16 protein-coding genes and 1 pseudogene are annotated in these 18,825 nt (G+C 41.7%); 9 read left to right on the top strand and 8 right to left on the bottom strand.

Annotated features, from left to right (window positions below):
* Positions 1 to 3: 3 nt before the first annotated feature.
* Positions 4 to 900, bottom strand: a complete 897-nt coding sequence (locus JWG44_RS12165; RefSeq protein WP_205275223.1) for an LA_0442/LA_0875 N-terminal domain-containing protein — start codon at positions 898 to 900, stop codon at positions 4 to 6.
* 623 nt (positions 901 to 1,523) lie between these two features.
* Here JWG44_RS12165 and JWG44_RS22560 point away from each other — a divergent pair.
* From JWG44_RS22560 to JWG44_RS12155, 3 genes and pseudogenes are all read left to right on the top strand, one after another.
* Positions 1,524 to 2,672, top strand: a pseudogene (locus JWG44_RS22560) (PAS domain-containing protein); the annotation flags it as partial.
* Positions 2,673 to 2,714: 42 nt separating this feature from the next.
* A complete protein-coding gene (locus tag JWG44_RS22555; protein ID WP_332460791.1) occupies positions 2,715 to 3,836 on the top strand; it encodes a PAS domain-containing sensor histidine kinase in 1,122 nt (373 codons plus the stop codon).
* Between the two features lie 170 nt (positions 3,837 to 4,006).
* On the top strand, positions 4,007 to 4,807 hold the full coding sequence (locus JWG44_RS12155; protein ID WP_205275221.1) for an enoyl-CoA hydratase-related protein: 801 nt from the start codon (positions 4,007 to 4,009) through the stop codon (positions 4,805 to 4,807).
* Between the two features lie 440 nt (positions 4,808 to 5,247).
* Here JWG44_RS12155 and JWG44_RS12150 read toward each other — a convergent pair whose 3' ends face one another.
* The 4 genes from JWG44_RS12150 to JWG44_RS12135 all read right to left on the bottom strand — a co-directional run bounded on the left by JWG44_RS12150 (position 5,248) and on the right by JWG44_RS12135 (position 9,444).
* On the bottom strand, positions 5,248 to 5,646 hold the full coding sequence (locus tag JWG44_RS12150) for a DUF3052 family protein (protein WP_205275220.1): 399 nt from the start codon (positions 5,644 to 5,646) through the stop codon (positions 5,248 to 5,250).
* A 2-nt stretch (positions 5,647 to 5,648) separates the two neighbouring features.
* The gene (locus JWG44_RS12145) at positions 5,649 to 6,155 is read right to left on the bottom strand and encodes an LIC10604 family protein (RefSeq protein ID WP_205275219.1); all 507 of its coding nucleotides are present in this window, start codon (positions 6,153 to 6,155) and stop codon (positions 5,649 to 5,651) included.
* Between the two features lie 57 nt (positions 6,156 to 6,212).
* A complete protein-coding gene (locus JWG44_RS12140) occupies positions 6,213 to 6,707 on the bottom strand; it encodes a MarR family winged helix-turn-helix transcriptional regulator (protein ID WP_205275218.1) in 495 nt (164 codons plus the stop codon).
* Between the two features lie 397 nt (positions 6,708 to 7,104).
* Positions 7,105 to 9,444 (bottom strand): sulfatase, encoded by a 2,340-nt coding sequence (locus JWG44_RS12135; protein WP_205275217.1) that lies wholly within the window; start codon positions 9,442 to 9,444, stop codon positions 7,105 to 7,107.
* A gap of 126 nt (positions 9,445 to 9,570) precedes the next feature.
* Here JWG44_RS12135 and JWG44_RS12130 point away from each other — a divergent pair, with 126 nt between their 5' ends.
* From JWG44_RS12130 to JWG44_RS12120, 3 genes are all read left to right on the top strand, one after another.
* On the top strand, positions 9,571 to 10,446 hold the full coding sequence (locus JWG44_RS12130) for an alpha/beta hydrolase (protein WP_232371622.1): 876 nt from the start codon (positions 9,571 to 9,573) through the stop codon (positions 10,444 to 10,446).
* Between the two features lie 116 nt (positions 10,447 to 10,562).
* Positions 10,563 to 11,015 carry an FAS1-like dehydratase domain-containing protein gene (locus tag JWG44_RS12125; RefSeq protein ID WP_205275215.1) on the top strand — a complete coding sequence of 151 codons (453 nt, stop codon included), beginning with the start codon at positions 10,563 to 10,565 and terminating at the stop codon, positions 11,013 to 11,015.
* Between the two features lies 1 nt (position 11,016).
* The gene (locus JWG44_RS12120; RefSeq protein WP_205275214.1) at positions 11,017 to 11,433 is read left to right on the top strand and encodes a MaoC family dehydratase; all 417 of its coding nucleotides are present in this window, start codon (positions 11,017 to 11,019) and stop codon (positions 11,431 to 11,433) included.
* Here the strand turns inward: JWG44_RS12120 and JWG44_RS12115 are convergent.
* Positions 11,430 to 13,529, bottom strand: coding sequence for a SpoIIE family protein phosphatase (locus JWG44_RS12115; RefSeq protein WP_205275213.1), 2,100 nt, complete (start codon positions 13,527 to 13,529; stop codon positions 11,430 to 11,432). The genes JWG44_RS12120 and JWG44_RS12115 overlap by 4 nt on opposite strands.
* A 157-nt stretch (positions 13,530 to 13,686) precedes the next feature.
* Between JWG44_RS12115 and rssA the strand changes: the two genes are divergently transcribed.
* From rssA to JWG44_RS12100, 3 genes are all read left to right on the top strand, one after another.
* Positions 13,687 to 14,574: a patatin-like phospholipase RssA gene (gene rssA, locus JWG44_RS12110; protein WP_205275212.1), complete on the top strand. Its 888-nt coding sequence runs from the start codon at positions 13,687 to 13,689 to the stop codon at positions 14,572 to 14,574.
* A gap of 416 nt (positions 14,575 to 14,990) precedes the next feature.
* A complete protein-coding gene (locus JWG44_RS12105) occupies positions 14,991 to 15,782 on the top strand; it encodes a tetratricopeptide repeat protein (RefSeq protein WP_205275211.1) in 792 nt (263 codons plus the stop codon).
* 8 nt (positions 15,783 to 15,790) lie between these two features.
* Positions 15,791 to 16,405 carry a DUF2062 domain-containing protein gene (locus JWG44_RS12100; RefSeq protein WP_205275210.1) on the top strand — a complete coding sequence of 205 codons (615 nt, stop codon included), beginning with the start codon at positions 15,791 to 15,793 and terminating at the stop codon, positions 16,403 to 16,405.
* Here the strand turns inward: JWG44_RS12100 and JWG44_RS12095 are convergent.
* Together JWG44_RS12095 and JWG44_RS12090 are read right to left on the bottom strand one after the other, a co-directional pair.
* Positions 16,402 to 17,457 (bottom strand): 2-dehydropantoate 2-reductase, encoded by a 1,056-nt coding sequence (locus tag JWG44_RS12095; RefSeq protein ID WP_205275209.1) that lies wholly within the window; start codon positions 17,455 to 17,457, stop codon positions 16,402 to 16,404. The two genes, JWG44_RS12100 and JWG44_RS12095, sit on opposite strands and share 4 nt — an antisense overlap.
* Before the next feature lie 144 nt (positions 17,458 to 17,601).
* A complete protein-coding gene (locus tag JWG44_RS12090; RefSeq protein ID WP_205275208.1) occupies positions 17,602 to 18,525 on the bottom strand; it encodes an esterase/lipase family protein in 924 nt (307 codons plus the stop codon).
* Positions 18,526 to 18,825 lie beyond the last annotated feature (300 nt).

Raw genomic sequence — 18,825 nt, 5'->3', positions numbered from 1 at the left:
CGATTAAAAACGGATTCTCCATCGTAATTCCCAACGACTTAGGCTGTTTCCGGGAAGACCGGCCTGTGGCAACATGGGAACGTTATTTTTCTCCGGAGAATCCGGAACGATCGGTGTTATTGGGTTTTGAGAAGAATCCGGAGTCACATTGATCTCGATGGATTCCTTCTTTTCTTCCGGAACCTTTGCGAAAAAATTCCAAGGTCTTCCGAACAACCAAGCGTCTATCAGATTGAAAGTATAGATTGTCAAAAAAAGCACAAGCGCTCCGGAAGCCTGAATCCCGGCTTGATACCTTCGGTTCCTGATTTCATTTGCATACAAAAAAGCGGACGAGATCAAACCTGCATCTCCGCTCGCGCCGGTCAAAAGAGAAAGCTGATTTGTGTCGTTCAAATCCCGGGTTTCTTTTTTATACTTTGAATCCGCTTGAAACCAGTAGAGAAAAGTAAGTCCTGCGGAGATCGAGAAAAAATATCCTCTTTCAAAATCGCCTCTGTAAAATTGTCCCCAGCCGGGCAGAATCGCACTTCTCCAAAGGGAAGATTTCGCAAGTCCTTGATTTTTTTGAACCTCCTCTTTCTTTAAGGATTCTTGGGATTCTTTTTCCGAAAGCGACTTTTTGAGAGAATCCATTTCGCTTATCATTCTTTCTTTTTCCCGCATTTGATTTCGAACGTAAATTTCTTCGTCTTCGTTAAACGAAATCCGAGAAATCTTTTTCTTTTCGATTTCCCAGGTTTCCCTCTCGTTGGAAACGCTGACCTTTTCCATATCCTGATTGAGCACTTTTACGAAAATGACCCGCCCGTCTTTTAAGTAGATAATATCCGCAAAAAGGGATACATTCAAAAATAAGAATGTTATAAAAATCCAAATAATTTTATTTTTCCACATCATAGTTTAAACGTTTCTAAAACGTTCTCCAGCGGAAGGAAATCAAAATTGATTTAAATTTCCGATCCGGTTGCATACAAAATCGAAGTAAAAAACGAATTCGGTCAATTTGATTTTAGGGATTCGTAATGATTTTAAGAGACAATCCGCTCTTTAAAAGTCTCAATGAGGATAGGATGAAGTTTTTAAAAAAAGGAATTTCCCCGCCCATTTTGAGGAAAAGCCTTCCTGGATTGAATTTTTCGAATCAACGTTTCACCTGCAAAACGCTCTATAATCGGCTTACCGGTAAAAACGACGTTTGACTAAACTGATAGACAATCAGATAAAACCTCATATAGAAATCGGAATCCGCAGAATCGGGAAAAGGTCTTGTTTGCCCAAAAGGGATTTGGATAGATTCGGAAAAAACGTTTTGCATCGATGAAATGCAAAGTTGGATTCCGTTTTCCTCATGCAAAACATCCTCGGATCCGATTCTAAAAACAAAGTGTCAAGTATGACAAAGACGATGAGATATATGTTATTTCTCGAAATCGTTTTTCGTGTTAGAATATAAATCGTAGATACGACTAAAACTTCTTCGTCCAATGAAAGAGGAATTTCAAGGGTAAGGGATTTAAAATTTGAATCCAAAAAATTCGACTATCGTAGGGAACATATTTTCTCCCGAATCATCGGAGATATTGGATCATCTTCCGATATTGATCTGTAAATTTCTTCCCGATACAACTTTGACTTACATCAACCAAAGCTGTTGCGATACTTTTGGGAAAACCAAACAGCAACTCTATGCGATTCAGTGGATCCATTTTCTTTCGGAACCCGCGAAAAATAAAATTTATGAAATTCTAAAGAACATAAAAAATACGTTAACTCCGGAATCTCATTCTTATAAAATCCGAAACGTTGCGGGAATCTTTTTGAACGTAGAATGGAAAGTTTATCCGGTGATCGACACACAAAATCAGTTTCAGGGATACCTGGCAACCGGGAGCGATAAAACCAAAGAAGTAAAGGCTGAATCCAACGTAAAAGAAAAAGAAGATCTTTTAAAAAAAGTATTGGGAACGATCGACGATCTGATCTGGTCCGCGGACGCAAAAAATAACATCCCGCTCTTTGTAAGCGAAGGCGCTCGAAAAATCTACGGAGTGGAGCCGGAAGAATTCGCAAACGATCACGAGCTCTGGGCCCGAATGGCCCATCCGGAAGATCAGCATATCATCCAGCACAAACTTCAAGAATTAAATTCCGGAAAACCGTTTGTAGAGGTGGAATATAGAGTCGTTAAGCGGAACGGCGAGATAATTCATCTCTGCGATCGATCTTGGGTCGTTTCGGACGACGAGGGAAAACCCGATCGGTATGAAGGAATCGCAAGAGACATCACTCGTGAAAAACAACTTCAAGCGGAGATGGAAAAAATTCGTTCCACAATCCATTCTATCATCGGGAATACGAACGATCCGATCTGGTCCGTTGATAAAAACCACCGTCTAACATACTTTAATGAAGCGATGAGAAAACGTTATGAAAAATTTTCAGGCATCGAAATTCAAAAGGGAATGACTTTAGAAGAAATCACTCCTAACGCCGGACTCAGCTCATTATTCGAAAAATTAATCGAAAGAGCCTTTAAAAACGAAAGGTTCGTCCACGACCACGAAATGGACGGAAGGATCCTTGAATTATCTTTCAATCCGATCTTAAAGGAAGAAGAGATCAACGGTGTCGCCATATTCTGCAAGGACGTAACGGAAAGAATGGCGATGGCCGAAAAACTGGCGCGATCGGAGGCCAATCTAAGAATTTTGATAGAAAATACGCAGGACTCCATTCTATCCATAGATAAGGATTATAAAATTCTCGTGATGAATCAGTCGTTCCAAAATTCGATTCAGAACCTATACGGCATCGATTTAAAAGTGGGGGCGAATATAGTCGAACAATTCGATCCGGAGATGAGCAAATATTGGAAAGAGATCTACGACGAAACCTTTAAGGGAAATTCCATCCGCAGAGAACTGGAGGTAAAATTTGATAATAAAACTTCAGTTTATTATGAAATTCTAACATATCCTATCCTAAGCCATTTTCAATCGGCAAATCGAAAATTTCAAAAAGATGAGGGTCCGCGGACTTCGGACTCGATTTACGACGGACGTTCTTTCCAGGAAGAGATCGTATCGGGAGCCACGGTCTATATCAGGGACATTACCGAAAGAAAAATATACGAACAAAAAACGATCGATAGTATCAAAAGTAAGGATCGACTTCTTGCAGCCGTGGCCCACGATCTGAAAAATCCGATCAGCGGAATTCTAAGTTTGACCGAATTCATGAAAGACCAGACGACCGATCAGAACAATATAGAATTACTCAATATGATGCTTCGGGCGGGGAGTAAATCTCTCAATATCATTCAGGAATTATTACAGATCGCAGAGATGGAAAACGAGCATTATCGATTGAAATTGGAAAAAGCCAATCTCAATCATCTCGTAGAAGCTCTGATCAAACAAAACGTAAACGAGGCGGAAAAAAACGGAATCAAGTTGTATGCAAACTTAGGGACCGATCCTATTCACGTTCAGATAGAAATACCCAAGTTTCAGAGAGTATTGGAAAATCTAATTTCAAATTCTTTAAAGTTCACAAAGGAAGGCGGAGAAATTCTTATACGTTCTTTTGCGGAAAACAAAAAGGCCGTCTTAGAGGTGGAAGATTCCGGAATCGGAATTCCGCTCGGTTTACAACCGATTCTTTTCGAACAGTTCACAAGGGCAAAACGTCAAGGATTGAAAGGAGAAGAAACAACCGGATTAGGAATGTCGATCGTAAAGGTGATCGTTGAACTTCACAAGGGGAAAATTCGAATGGAAAGCCAGGAAGGAGTCGGAACAAAATTCATCATTGAACTTCCGCTCGATCTATAAAGCGCCAAGATCCCAATCTACAAAAAATCGATTTCAAAGCCAATAGTTCCGTTTCCAAATCAATTAAATCCCCATCTTCAAAAATAAAGTTTGATCCAAAACTATCTAGAACAAATTTTGGAAAGAGATAGGACGAGAAAAAAATTTAGACTCAATCAAAGAGGACACTTATGAAATTAGCAAAAGAAATCATCTCAGCAAAGGATTCTAAAATCGGAGTTTTGAAATTAGTAGCCGATGGTCCAATGACCTTAACTCTTCCTCTGATGCAAGAATTGGGTTCCATTCTAAAAGAATTTACTCTGGATCAAGATATCAGAGCCGGAATTATCACGGGTCCGGACGGGGATTTTTGCGTGGGTTTGGATCCGGATGCGATTCTAAATTCCAATGAAGATGAGATCGGAAAAATCATGGCCGGAGTATTCGAAATGTTCGCGTCTCTGATCAGTTTTCCAAAACCTCTGATCTCCGAAGTCGGAGGGAACGCGGTAGGCGGAGGAGCCATCATCGCTTATACTTGCGATTACAGATACATGGTGGACGGAAAAGGAAGGATCGGATTCGCGGAACCGTTAGTCGGTCTTCCACTTTCATCCTCGCTGGTCATTCGTCTAAGACAAACGATGTTGCCTTCCGCAGCGGCGGAAGCGGCGTTGGAAGGCGCGCTCTACAAACCCGCAGAAGCGGTACAAAACGGATTGTTAACCGAAGTGGGAGCTTCCTTAGAAGAACTGAGAAAAAAATCATTGAGCAAGATAAACGTTCTCAACAGAGTTCCGGCATCCGCTACACAAGAAACCAAAAGATCTCTCAATCGAGAAGCGTACGAAGCGGCGAAGGCGGCTCCGAAACAACTCGCAAATCTTTTCAAAGAACAACCGAGTATGGTAAAAAATCTAATGGAAGCGATGAAGGCCAACAAAGAAAGAAGAAGACCCGTTTTGACCCACGAAACAAACTATCAATAAATTTCAGAAAATTGTTTGGGCGGCTCCGCGCTAAAACGCGCGGACCGGGCTCTCCGCTCCGGTCCTTCGGACCCCGCTCGATCCCTGCCGCTTCGATCCATAGAGCGCAGTGGCATTGAGTGAAACGAACCCAGTGAGTGGCCTGCAATCCGTAACCTTCAGAAATTGTCTAAATCCTCGGAAAAATCTGTCGTAACAACGACAGTCGTCTGTGAAACGAAAGCCCCACCCTGAATTCGGGTGGTGGAGGCGGGTTCGCGGGAAAACTCCGGGCGATTTTCCTATATCACAGAATCATAATTTTGCAAGGAATATTCTCTCTCAGATTTTTTGTAGGAACTCCGACAAAAATCCATACTGAGATATTGTTGATTCCTAATAGCTTCCAACCTGCAGGTAAGGTTATGACCTCGCCCGATCGAGTGACCTATAGGAGAATATTATGATTTTCTTCTATAGAATTTTAGACCGGACCAGATATCCGATACGGCGCAGACCTTAACGTCCACAATCCCCAATTTTAGGCCCATATCGCGAATTACGTTTTCATTCAAGTCCGTAGGAATTTTAGAAGAACCCTTCGGCCAGGAAATCCAAATCATTCCTTTTTCGGCGAGGTGATCTACGAATTTCGAAAATTGTTTCTGAAGTTCCTTGGATTCTTTTGTAAAAAGATGCAAATAATCCTGAGAACCCTTTAGAGCATTTGCAAGTTCAACTTCGGAAAGATAACTTTCAAGATCCTTATAAACGTCTTCCGGAAGACCTTTGAAATAAACCTTCATCCCCGGTTTTAAACCGAGCTTATCTCCCAGGGGTTTACCGGAATATCCGGCCATGACTATTTCTCCGTCCTCTGAATTTCTTTTTCCATAAATTCCAAATAAGTTCGTATGGTCGCGGTGTGACCGAAAACGTATTTCGAAAAGAACCGGAAAACGGGAGAAAAGACCTTTCCATTTTCCGTAATTTTGAGTTTGGTTCCGTTTGGCACGGAACTCAATTCGAAAGTCCAAGAACCGCCGAACGGTTTATCCTCGTCCATAATCTTGGATTCGACGAGTTCGTTTTTTCTTTCTTGAACAAAGGAATACGTGAGCGTTTCGTTGTGGGAGTCGGTTTCTTTCCAAGACGAAGAGGAGATTTCCTCGATCTTTTTTAGATTCGGTCTCCAAGACGGATATTCTTTAAAATTAAGAATCAAAGAATAGATACGATCCGACGGCGCGGAAAAAAACCGTTCCAAGGAAGAGGAATGTTCTATCGGAAGGCTCGCTCCTACGCCGTAGATTCCGGCAACCAACAAAACTAAAAAAACAAGGACATATATAAAAATCGTATAAATCATAAACAGTCTCCTCTCAATGTTAAATAAATAGAATATTCAATTTTTAAAATACAAATTTCACTTTTTTTTGGACCAGGCGCGGGAAAGACTTTTATTTTTCATCTCCAATTCTGCTGCAAAAGCGAGCAAACCCAAACCCTTCACCGCGGCCTCTTGTTCTTCCCTGCTCAATCGTTTGAGTAGATTTTTGACCAAAACGGGATCTAAAACCGACTTTTTGCTTTTAATCTTTTCACCGGATTTTGTTAAACGAATCAGAGTTCCTCTTCCATCCTTTGGATTTTTTTCCTTTATAAGATATCCCAGAATTTCCAAACGGGAAACCGTAATCGACATCGTGGAAGGAGTTACCCCCATGTGAAGTGCAAGATCAAAAAGACTTACGGGCTCGTCTCCGTCCAAATGATCGAGAACGCTTGCCTGGTTTGCGGTTAAGATCTGTTTTGTTTTCGGATCCTCGACATGTCTCGTATGACAGGCAAAAAATATTCTTGGATAAAATTCAAGAATCTGACTTACAAAATCCGCCGCCATAAACCAGGATAAGCACATTTAGTTTGATTAGTCAAATCAAATAATCAAGAATTTTAACCTAAAAAACAATTCGATACTTTATAGTCCGAAAATAAGGACTCGTTCCAAAACCTGAAAAGGAACCACTTTAATTACTTGATAAGCTCGTAAAAAAAGCTGGGGTTCCCACATATTAAGTCTCTTAAACGGATTTATGAACTTTCTAACAGACTTATCGTTCTTAAACTTTTATGGGAGTTCCTACATTTTTCTGAAGTATTGGGACAAACTCTAAATTAGAAAAAATGAAAAAGGGGAGTTCGGAAAGGATCGTAAGCGATGAGGTTTGCAAAAAAAAAAAAGATAAAGAAAGGTAAGCTTTAGTTCTAACCCTGCTTTTATAGTTTTCGTTACTTGCTTCAAATCCCTGTAAAGTTCACTGATGGATATAACCCCAGCTTTCTAAGATTTTGCGAACTTCTTGTCCCATCGCGGCTTCTTCCGCAGATTCTCTGCCGCCGGAAAACCCGGTGTGATAATACACAAAAGGGATTTTAGAAGAAGAATAACGATATGGAATTCTTCCTAAAGAAACGTTATCCGGTTCCGAAGCCAGAATTCCCGCAGCCACATCGGATCGAATCCCCCACTTTCCGACGCGAAAATTCTCATTCTTCCCATCCCTCAAAATTTGAAGTCGAAAGACCGGAGATACGTCCACGGTTTTGACGGAAAGGGTCTGTTCGGAGCGATTGGATTCTTTGGAAAAAAACAAGTTTAGATTTTTGGAATCTTCGTTGATGACTTTCGCCTCTCCCGTAAAATCGAAACGATAGATTCCACCTTTTGAAAAAAAACGGATTTCACGTTCACAGTCGTTTTCGCACTTGGGAAGCCTAAGTGTAAAAACATTCTTATCGAGTTGATTTTCTTTGAGAATGTTTCGAGCTTCGCTTAACAATTTCGGATTTTTTTCAACGATGTTTGAGAGTTCGTTAGGATCCGATTTTAAATCATACAACTCTTCCGGCATTTTATGCGGAATTCCTTCTCTGGTTCTTCGAACGGTATCGTAACCGGGATATCTTCTCAGATATTTGAAATTAGGGGTTTGAATCGATTCCGAATAACGTCCTTCCGAGTAAATGACCGGTTCAAACTCGGGTCCGTCTTTTCCAAAGATCGCTTTTGAATAGTCGTTTCCCTTAAGTTTTTTATTTTCCGATTCGATTCCGTTCAAACCGAGTAACGTAGGCATTAAGGATAATAGCGAAACCTGTCCTGAAAATTCTCTCTTTCGAATTCGGTCCTGAAAACTTTTCGGAGGATGAATGATCCACGGAACTCGGATTTCTTTTTCGTAGTGGGTTTCTCCGTGAGCATAAACCGTTTCCGTAATAAAATGATGATGATAATAATGCGACTTCTCTAACAGCTCTCCGTGATCGCTCGTAACGACGATCCAGGAGTTCTCAAACAACCCTTGTTTTTTCAGCTCTTCAAAAATTCTTCCTAAAAGCGCGTCCGTATAACGAACTTCTCCCAGATATTTTTGTTGGTATTCGTCTAAATTTTTCCACAACTGAGGATCGGCTTGATCCTTCAATTCTTGAAAGTAACGAGCGGGCGGGCGATAACCCCAATGTGGAGTGTTTAGATTCAAATGTAAAAAGAAAAGATCGTCCTTATGGTCTCGAAAAAAGTTCTCGGCCCTGGAAACCAATTCTTCCGTATCCAACGTGTCCTTCCCAACTTGTTGAATTTTATGAAAACCTAGATCGACTCCGACCGAAGTATAATCCATTAGAAAAACGTTATTCATGATACTTTCGGTAAAGTATCCGTTTTCTCGAAACACGTTCGGAAGCGTGGATGGTTTTTTCGAATAGAAAATCTTTCTCTGCTGACTTGAAGTATAAAACCAGGCATTCCCAAGACCTAAGTTAGACGCCACCTCGGACGTAAAAAAGGAAAGCATGGAAGGTTTTGTCCAATTTCCGTTTGCGATCGTATTCTGAAACACGATCGAATCTTTGGATAAAGAATCCAAAACCGGAGTTGTGGGAAACTGAGATCCTCCGGAAGACAAGGCATCCTGACGAAGCGCGTCGATCACGATCAAAATTACATTTTGCCTTTTGGTTTTTTCCTTCTCCAATAAAACCGGTGATCCCAAAAACAAACCGGATCCGTTTTTCGATTTCCATTTGATTCTAAAAACCGAATGTCCGTTTAAATTTTCCGCCTCCAAAGGAAGAGAAAACTTTTTCCATTCTTCTTTTTGAATCTTAAAATCGTAAGATAGAATTTCTTTGTCTTCCGAAAGAATCCGCAATTGTCCCGGAGCAAATTCTCCAAGCCCTTGCGACAAAATCGTCGCATAAAATTGAAATAGAATCGGATTCGAACCCGAAAAGGGTTCCTTCATCGTGAGAGAACATTCTTCGCCGGAAGGAATGAATAAAGAATCCTGAGACTCGTTGATAAAAAGCGTCTCATCGACGTAAAGTGTTAGCTGGACATTTTTCCAGCGATCGTTCGGATCGAGACCGGAATATCTTCCCGGATTTTTCTTCCAATGCGCACGAAATCTTTCGATCTCTTGATTTGCATCTCCGGAACAAACAAACTCCGAGTTTTTCAGAAGTCTGGTAAGATCTCCTTTGACCAGATTCCTTTCTTTCTCGGGGATTCGACCGCAATTCCATAAAATCAAAAACAGGATCGAGCAATTCCAAAATTCTTTGCTATGGGAGAATGTTCGGGATAAGAACATGAATCCAGGAAAATCGTTTCCTTCCTCTCGACAACTGAAAAGAACCCCGTTCGAACCGTGAATTTTTAACAAATGAAATTTTTTTCTCTTTCCAAAGGATCGTTTCCGTTTATAACACGTTTCGCTATGTCATGGAGTAATTCTTACAATCTACAGGATGATACCTTCGCAGGAAGCGGAGGATCAAAGATCTTTTATCGCACCTATCAGCCCAAGGAAGGGAGAAAGGGAAACCGGGTTCTTGTGGTTCAACACGGAATCGGAGAACACAGCGGCCGTTATGAATTTTTAGTGGAAGCCCTCGCAGGAACGGGAACCGCGCTTTACTTGATCGATTCTCGAGGGCATGGACGATCCGAAGGAAAACGAGGCGCCGTGGATTCCTTTTCGGACTTTCTTTCCGACTTGGACAAACTCATCGCGATTGCTAAGGAAAAAGAAAAAGTTCCGAAGATCACTCTTTTGGGACATTCCATGGGAGCGGCGATCGTTACCCTTTACGCAGAGGAAGGAACCAATCAGGGAAATCTCAACGCATTGGTTGTCTCGGCGCTTCCGATTCGTGCAAAAATGGATATGAGTCTGAAAATTAAAAAAGGAATCGCACCTTTTATTTCCGAAATTTTGCCGAATCTGACTTTGCCTACCGGCTTAGACGTAAATGCGCTCAGTCGCGATCGCGCCGTAGTCGAAGCCTATAAAAAAGATCCATTGGTGCACGGAATGGCTTCGAGTTATCTCGGCAATATGCTTCTCAATTCGGAAACGCCGATTCTTGGAAACGCCGGAAAAATCAAAGTCCCGATTTATATCTTCCATGGAAAAGAGGACGCGATCGCCATTTATACCGGGAGCGAAGCCTTTTTTGAAGTGGTAGGTTCTTCCGATAAAACTTTGAAAATCTACGACGGTCTTTATCACGAAACTATGAACGAACGTTTAGAAGATAGAACTAAGGTTCTTTCCGATCTCAAAAACTGGCTTGAAGCTCATAATAATTGACAGACAGAACGTTTGTTCTGTTTTTTCCTAAAAAAATCATCGACCGGATTCTTCTTTTCTGGTAACATTGAATCCGGTCGAAAGCCCTTTCTAAAAACAATTCTCAGGAACTTTATATGTCAGTAAAAGGAATATCCAAAGACCTGATCGGAACCAAGCTGGATCGCTACGAATTCGACGTAGAGAAAGGAAAGATCCGCGAATTCTGTCAGGCCATCGGGGAAACCAACCCGATCTATTTTGATTTAGAAGCCGCTAAAAAAGCGGGATACGAAGATATCCCCGCTCCTCCCACTTATGCAACGGTGATCCAGTTCTGGGGTTATCCAAAGATTTGGCAAGATATGGAAAACATGGGAGTGGATACGTCTCGGGTTCTTCACCTCAAAGAAAAATATACGTATCTCAAACCCATTTTTCCCGGAAGAATTTCCTCTCAAGGAGAATGTATAAACGTTACTGTCGGTAAGATGGATACGATGACTTTCAAAACTACGATTCGAAACGCGAAAGGCGAATCGCTCGTAGAAGCGGAAATGTCTATTTTCATCAGAAAACCGGAGGCTTGATATGAGTAAGATTGATTTTGATAAAATTGAAGTCGGATTCGAACTTCCTCCCCTAAAAACGGATGTGATCACACACGCGAATCTTGTGCGTTATGCGGGAGCTTCCGGAGATTTTAATCCGATTCACAACGATCCCGACTTCGCTCGTAAGACAGGACTCGACGGAACGATCGCACACGGGATGTATGTGATGGCTCAGCTCGGAAGACTCTGCACTTCTTGGGCGGATCAAAAACAAATCCGCGAGTTCGGTGTTACGTTTAAGAATATGACCAAACCGGGACAAAAGCTTACTTGTACGGGAAAGGTAAAACGGAAGAAGGAAGAAAACGGTGAAAAACTGATTACGGTTTCTTTAGAAGCCGCGGACGATTCCGGAGAAGTAAAATGCTCCGGCGAACTGGTGGTTGTCGCTTAACCTTTTTTTGTAGAATACGATTCCACGGCTATGACGGTGATATCGTCGTAGCGTGGATTGTCTCCTCTGGTCAATTCTTCGATCTTGATGATCTCCTGAATCAGAACGCTCAGAGCGTTTTCTTTTCCTTCGTGAAGACATTTCGTAATCAATTCCATATTGTATTGTTTCGTATTTAAGGAATCCTTCATGCGATTTTCGATCAATCCGTCCGAAAAAAGAAGAAGACGAGATCCCGTCGGAAACGGAATGGTATTGGACTCAATTTCCAGGGATTCAAAAAGCCCTAAGATCGGTCCCGTTTTATGGATCAAAGAAGGAAATTCGCCCGGTCTCTGAAGAATTTGGTCCGGATGTCCCGCCGAAGCATACGTGAATTCTTCTTTTTCGATCTCGATGTCTCCGATCAGACACGGAAAGATACTTTCCAAAGAATCGAATTTTTTCAAAAATCGAAAGTTCAATTCCTTTAAGATCTGGGCCGGATTCTCCAAATTCTTGAGTTCTTCGTATTCGGTCTTTAAGGCCATCGTCATCAAGGAAGCCTGAACTCCGTGACCGACGGCGTCCGCGATCATCACTCGAATTTTCCCCGGAAGAATTTCGGAAACGTCCAAAAAGTCTCCGCCCACTTTTTCGAGCGGCATGTATTCGTAAAAAAAACGAATCCCGGAGATGGTTCGATCCAACGGCGTTAGTATCTTTCTCTGAACGTTCTGGGCGATTTCCAATTCCCGATTGATCTGTATGATGTTGTCGTTGAGGACTCTGGTTCGATCTTCGATTTTTTGTACGAGTTGTTCCTTCATCTCGAATAATTCTAAGTTGGAGGTTCTTAGGTTGAGCGCCAATTCTCTTGTTTCCGCAAATTTGCGGGATCTTTCCGACGCCAACAAAAGCGACTGAAGAAAAACGAAAAACACGAGCGCGTAGTGCGAAGTCTGAATACTTCCCGTTTTTAAAACACGAGCGTAAAACAAATCCACTAAAACCGCGATGAATAAAATTCCGGAACCGTATAAGATATAAGTGTAATTTCTCTCTTTGTCGAAATCGATTTTCAAAATCGTATAAAACAGATAAAAAATCGTAAGAAAAATAAAGTAATGAAAGATGGAAATATTCTGATTATTGAACTGCATGTCTCCGAACAACGTTACGATCGAAAACAGGATCGAAAAGATGACTCCGGCGTTGATGTATTTTCGATTTACATAAGGAGCGAAAACGGAGCTAAAAAACAAAAGAAAAAAAGGAACGCTGACTGAAACCGTTAGGTGATTGATCTTGTTGATCCAAGACCAAGGAACCTCCGGAAAAAAGAGCATTATAATTTTTGAATTGATTAAGGACGTCCTGAGACAGATCACCAAACTGTACATTCCAAAATACAAAGGTGAGACGCTACTTCTCAGATAGAGATACTGGAAGATATGATAGATCCCCATGATCAAAAGACTGCTGAACGAAAAGATATCGAAAAAAAGTGTGATCGCTCTCGAGACACTCGCTGATTCTGCCGGACCGATCGACACGGGAAGTAAAACACCGGGAATCGTGGAAGTAAAATTGGAGATAAAAATTTCGATCTGAATTTCACCTTCCTCGGCGGCGAATAAAAAATCTCTGGGTTCGATCCTAGGAATGGTGGTCTCCGCGGTCAAACCGGGAGTTCCGGCTTCTCCTATGACTTGCCCGTTGACCTTAACACGGTATGCGGAGGAAACACCTCCTAAGGAAACCGAAAGGATCTTATGCTTCCATACCTCGGGAAGAAAAACTTTGAGTCGATACGTCGCATATCCGAATTGAGGGTAGGCTTGGTGGCTTTTGCCGACGTTTGTCCAAGAACCTGGAACGCTGATATAACCGATGGAGCGATTTTCAATCTGATCATCGGGTTCTTGAAGCCAATTGAATTCCCATTCTCCATTGAGTTTGGTCATTCCAAAATCGGGGTCTTGGATTCCTCTAAGATCTATCTTACCCTGGTATGCCCTCAGTCCGTCTCCGGCCTGCCAAGGAGAGGAAATCATTACCAAAATAATTAAGGCGAACGGACCAATTAGGAAAAAAAATATTTTTGAAAATTGCATCTCGAATTTAGATCCGTTCCGAATTAAAGTTGAAATTCAATTGATGGTCGTCAATTGCATATAACAACTGACGGAATATTAAAGGTAAAAAATTTCCATGTGACTGGATCTTTTTGATTTTTTCAAAGAATCTTAGATAAAAAAAGAGGGAAATCCATTGAAAAAGGACAAAAAAAGAATCGTGGGACTGGCATTAGGAAGCGGTTCGGCTCGCGGATGGTCGCATATCGGCGTTATTCGAGTTTTAGAATCCTACGGTTGGAAACCCGATATCATCTGCGGGACCTCGATCGGTTCGATCGTAGGAGCTTTTTATGCGGCGGGTAAACTAGATCGACTGGAAGAATGGGTTCAAACCTTAGAATGGAAAGACATTCTGGGATTTATGGACATTTCTTTCGGAGGCGGTTTGATCAGCGGAAAAAAACTCTTCGATTTTTTTGAAAAAGAATTTAAGGATCTCAACTTCGAACATCTCGAAAAAAAATTCGGCGCGATCGCGACCGACATAGACAACGGCGCCGAGATCTGGCTGCGAGAAGGTTCGGTTCCGGAAGCGGTAAGGGCATCCATCTCTCTTCCCGGAATTTTTTCTCCCGTAAAATTGGGGAATCGCTGGCTCGTGGACGGGGGTCTCGTCAATCCGGTTCCCGTTTCTCTCTGTAAGGCGATGGGCGCAGAATTCGTAATCGCAATCGATCTCAACCAAGATCTTTTGGATCGAAGGGATTCTCAGGAGGAAGAGAGCGAAAAGGAAAACAATCGAAAGTCTTTCATGTCCCGTTTTTGGGGAAAGGATTTGGATGAGAATCTCCAAAAAGAAAAAGATGAAAAGCCGGGAATGATCGAAGTAATGTCGAAGAGCGTCAACGTTATGCAGATACGAATCACACGGAGCAGAATGGCCGGAGACCCGCCGGATCTAATCATCGCACCAAGACTCAGAAACATAGGTCTTATGGAATTTCACAGGGCGAAAGAATGTATCGAGGAAGGGAAAAAGTCCGCCGAATTAGTCGCGAGTTTTTTGGAAAGTCAGCTCTGATTTCGTTTTAAAATAAGAATGAATCGAAGATTCTTTGAAAAAAGACGTTTTGTTCCGCTTTCCGGATTGCGTTTACCGAACGATCTTAGAATCTTTCTGTGTAAGCGAAAGAAAAATCGATATTTATTTTTGCAAAGATTAAGAAGAAAGTCCGTTCTCATTGTATAGGGGAAGCTATTTGGAATCAACACGACCGAATATGAATCGTTGTGGGAGTTCCGACGAAGGAAGACTTTTTATTTGCAAAATAATAATTTTATGATAGAGAAAAGTCGCCCGGAGTTTTCCACCACCCACCCCTCCACCCAAGTCAGGGCGGGGCGCGCGACTTGCACGGCGATTGTCGTTGTTACGACGGATTTTTCTGATTTATGGGTGAAGGATACGGTTCCTGAGAAAAAGGTTTTAATACAGATATGAAAAAAACAATTTCGAGCTTTAGAATTCTTCTTCGTTTTACGTTTATTACAATTTCGTTATTCTTCTTCTTTGTAAGCTGCAATAAAAAGGATTCGATTTCCATTTTGGAAATTCGAGATCTTACGGAAAAAGACAATCTTGTCGTAGCGCTTCAAAAAGCGGAAGAAAGTCTCAAACAAAAGGGCGATACTGCGGAGCTTTTGTATATTCGCGGTTGGATTCGTTATCTCCAAAAAAATCAGGACGCTGCGGAGAAAGATTTCAAAAAATGCCTCATCCTCGATCCAAAATCTTTGGATTGCAAAAGAGGTCTGGGACTTGTCTACGAATCCAGCAAAGACTACAAAGAAGCCGAAAAAATCTTTCAAGAAGCGCTCGACATCGCGAAAGAAAAAGGCCCGGACAACGAAGCCATTCTTCATGAAAATTTAGGAAGCCTCTATCTTCGTCAGAATTTGAGAAAACAAAGTCTGAGCGAATTTCAGAACTCGATTTCGCTTTCCGACAAAGGAGACGCTTATTACGGCTTTAGCTTGTGTTTGATCATGGAAGGAAATTCGGAAGGAGCGATCTCCTCTCTGGAAAAAGGAGTTACCAAAGTTTTTCGAGGAAGAGCTCTCAAGTCGGAATCCCATTTTTTGTTATCTAAATTTTATTTTGAAAAGAGAAAGGATCCGGTCAAAGCAGAAGAAGAAATTAAAAAAGCGATCGAGATTTTCCCGCTTCATAAAGAATATCTGAACGCTTTACAAACTTATACAAAGGAAAGAATCAAATCCAATCTTTGATTTCGATCATGATAAAAGCAGTTTATAGACTAATCCATCAACAAATCATCATTCCCTTCCAACAATCGCACGCACCGGTCAAAGAGGTTTGTTTAGGAACTTCGATAGGACTTTTCTGGTCTCTCACTCCGCTCATCGGAATTCAAATGTATCTCGGTTTGATCACTTGGGTCATTCTACGGGTTGTCGGAATTCGTTTTTATATGCCGATCGCAATCGCAATGATTTGGATTACAAATCCCGTGACACTTCCCTTTTTCTATTATATTTTTTATGTTACCGGAGCCGTAGCCTACAATCTTCTCGGATGGAGTATGTCTGTGATCAGTTTTGATCGTATTTTGGAAGTTATCAACCATTCCAGCTCTCTGGAATTATACGAAGGACTAAAATATTGGAGTTCGTTTTTGATAAACGACATGGGAGCTCCGATGTTTTTGGGAGGGTTTTTAATCGGGATTCCCGCCTCGATCGCGGGTTATCCGATAACCAAATCCTTGTTAAACGGATTTAGGGAAAAACAGGCGGCAAAGGAAGGACTGAGTTTGGAAGAATGGGAAGAAAAATACGTCCGAAAAGAAACCGACAAAACAAAATCAATTTGGAATATTCTAAAAAACTAATCCAACTTAATTTTCATCTTTTTAGCCAATTCTTCCGCGCTTAAATTCAAGAGGTTAGGATTGGTTTCGGCCTCTTTGATCAAACGAACGATTTCGCGATTGAGGGGCGCGGGATGCCCCATCACATCGGCGAGTTTAATCACTTCTCCGTTTAGGGAATCGATCTCAGTCGGCCTTTTATGGACCAGGTCCTCCCACATGGAAGAACGCGCCTGCGGATCGATTTTCACCATTCCGGAGGCGATTCTAAAAAAAAGAAAATCGGGAAGATTCAGAATATAAGGCGCCAAAGATGGAATCATTTTCCCGGAACGAACCGGACGAATTTCCGCGAGTCTTAGAATTTCCAGAGATTCTTTCATAAGTTTGGAAAGAATTCTTCGGTAACCCGGTTTTGAAATTTCGGTTTTTAGAGTCAGTCCCGAAAGTGCGTTTAAGGAATTATTCAAGTTAAAGATCAGTTTTCCCCAGAGAACCCCTCCGATATTCTTATGAGTATTTGCTGAAAGACCGGCCCGGTTTAAAATTGAAACGATGGAACGTCCGGATCGGGAATATTCCACAACTAGATTCCCGCTGGTTCCTTGGTGAAAGTGACCGTTTCCTTTGGAAACTACGTTAAAAGGAACCATTCCCGCTAAAACTTCCACGGGAAGATTTTTTAAACTTTCTCTCAGAACCTCGGCGTTTCTAACCCCGTTTTGAAAACTGATAACGAGCGGAAGTGCGCTGGAAACCGAGTGTTTCTTCTGTCTTTTTTCAAGAATTCCTCCCAGCTCTTGGGCGAGATCTTTTGTGTCCTTCGATTTTACGGTAACAAAAAAAACATCCGCGTCGGAAACTCCCTGAAGAGAGGTCGTATAGGAAATCGAATCCGCAGAAAGAATAATTTCACCGCCGTTAAAATCCGTGATTTTGGCTCCGAAAGTTTTCAATTCATTCTGAATTCTTTCCCTACCGTAGAGAGTCACTGAATTGCCTGCGGCTAACAATTTACATCCGAGATAGGTTCCTATACTTCCGGAACCTAAAATTGCAAACGAAGGTTTCATAGGGAATGGTATAAAATCGGATCTCTGATTTTTGTTCTACAACTATTGGTAGTTAGTCGATAAAAACGGAGAAAAAGTAAAAAAAAAAGGACTCCGCGTTTGAACGCGGAATCCTATCTTGTACGTTACTGGAATTTTAGGAAACTATTGATTCGCTTTAGCGTTAGAAGCCATTGCGAGGAAATACCCTTCTACGTCATACCAAGTCTGACCGGAAAGGAGAGTATTGGAAGCCTGGAGGTGATCCACACCTGTGGTGAAAATTCCGTAAGAAGGTCCACCTTTCCAAGTTCCCCATTTTTGAGAAGTCGCTGGAACGAGACCGTCGTTAGAACCGCCTTGTCCGTTAAAAACCCCGCCCGCCCAACAAGCCGGATAAAGAATCCCCATCAAAGGATGCTGAATTAGATCCGGAACGCTGATGGTTGAGCCGTAAGAATAGTATTTAACGCCTGATTTGTCGGGAGTATAACCGTTGAAAGCCGCCATTCCGCTGGTAGTCAAAGAATTCAACGCTTTGATTGCGTCCTGTTGTCCACCGCCATACACCAACTGAACGACAACACCAAGAACCGCAGAAACAAAAGGTTTTGCCCAGCTTGGAATCACGGCGCTCACGATATCTGCGATCGGACTTCCTCTGTGCGGAGAGTTTAGCGAAGTCAGAGTGGAAACTTTTCCGGACATTCCTAAATTGGAAACCATATAACGGCTATCCAGACCACCTTGCGAGTGACCAAGAATGTGAACTTTGCTAAAGCCGTTTGCGGCCATATAAACGTTGATCTTGTCTCTTAGCTCCGCGCCTCTTGTCTCATTGGACTGAGCCGCAGTTTTGGTAGGAGCATAAACGGTCGCACCTTGATTTCTCAAATAAGTGTCCATTCCACCCCAATAATTTACGATGTTGATAACTCCGCTGGAATCCGCTCCCCAACCGAATAATCCGTGGGAAAGAACGATCGGATACGAACCGGATAATGGTTTCGAAGAAGACCCACCGCCGGATGCCATTAAAGAACCTGTTAAAAGGAAACTCATAAGGATCAATAAGCTTAATTTGCGCATTTCAATTACCTCAATTCTCTTCACTATTTGTATTTTCTCTTTTTGTAGATTTCGCTTTGGTCTTCTTCGCTTATAGTGTTTGTTACACCGAAGTAAGAAATTAAACCCTGGCAAAAGTCTGTCAAGAGCATTCGTAGAAAAAATATAACTTTTATATAATGAACATTAGTTCATCCAATTTTTAACATTTGGGTCGTTTTATAATTTCGCATTATCTGAGAAATACATTAGAATGGCAGAAATCTGGATTCTGAGCAATTCTATCCATAACGATTGATATATTATTAATCATTATACTTA

This window comes from Leptospira ainazelensis (assembly GCF_016918785.1).
GTDB lineage: Bacteria > Spirochaetota > Leptospiria > Leptospirales > Leptospiraceae > Leptospira > Leptospira ainazelensis.
This window is presented reverse-complemented; position numbering and strand designations above follow the sequence as displayed.

Bases quoted from the DNA above. Each gene is read 5' to 3' on its own strand.
- JWG44_RS12165 (WP_205275223.1), bottom strand. From the start codon at position 900: ATGATGTGGAAAAATAAAATTATTTGGATTTTTATAACATTCTTATTT.
- JWG44_RS12155 (WP_205275221.1), top strand. From the start codon at position 4,007: ATGAAATTAGCAAAAGAAATCATCTCAGCAAAGGATTCTAAAATCGGA.
- JWG44_RS12150 (WP_205275220.1), bottom strand. From the start codon at position 5,646: ATGGCCGGATATTCCGGTAAACCCCTGGGAGATAAGCTCGGTTTAAAA.
- JWG44_RS12145 (WP_205275219.1), bottom strand. From the start codon at position 6,155: ATGATTTATACGATTTTTATATATGTCCTTGTTTTTTTAGTTTTGTTG.
- JWG44_RS12140 (WP_205275218.1), bottom strand. From the start codon at position 6,707: ATGTGCTTATCCTGGTTTATGGCGGCGGATTTTGTAAGTCAGATTCTT.
- JWG44_RS12135 (WP_205275217.1), bottom strand. From the start codon at position 9,444: ATGTTCTTATCCCGAACATTCTCCCATAGCAAAGAATTTTGGAATTGC.
- JWG44_RS12130 (WP_232371622.1), top strand. From the start codon at position 9,571: ATGTCATGGAGTAATTCTTACAATCTACAGGATGATACCTTCGCAGGA.
- JWG44_RS12125 (WP_205275215.1), top strand. From the start codon at position 10,563: ATGTCAGTAAAAGGAATATCCAAAGACCTGATCGGAACCAAGCTGGAT.
- JWG44_RS12120 (WP_205275214.1), top strand. From the start codon at position 11,017: ATGAGTAAGATTGATTTTGATAAAATTGAAGTCGGATTCGAACTTCCT.
- JWG44_RS12115 (WP_205275213.1), bottom strand. From the start codon at position 13,529: ATGCAATTTTCAAAAATATTTTTTTTCCTAATTGGTCCGTTCGCCTTA.
- JWG44_RS12105 (WP_205275211.1), top strand. From the start codon at position 14,991: ATGAAAAAAACAATTTCGAGCTTTAGAATTCTTCTTCGTTTTACGTTT.
- JWG44_RS12100 (WP_205275210.1), top strand. From the start codon at position 15,791: ATGATAAAAGCAGTTTATAGACTAATCCATCAACAAATCATCATTCCC.
- JWG44_RS12095 (WP_205275209.1), bottom strand. From the start codon at position 17,457: ATGAAACCTTCGTTTGCAATTTTAGGTTCCGGAAGTATAGGAACCTAT.
- JWG44_RS12090 (WP_205275208.1), bottom strand. From the start codon at position 18,525: ATGCGCAAATTAAGCTTATTGATCCTTATGAGTTTCCTTTTAACAGGT.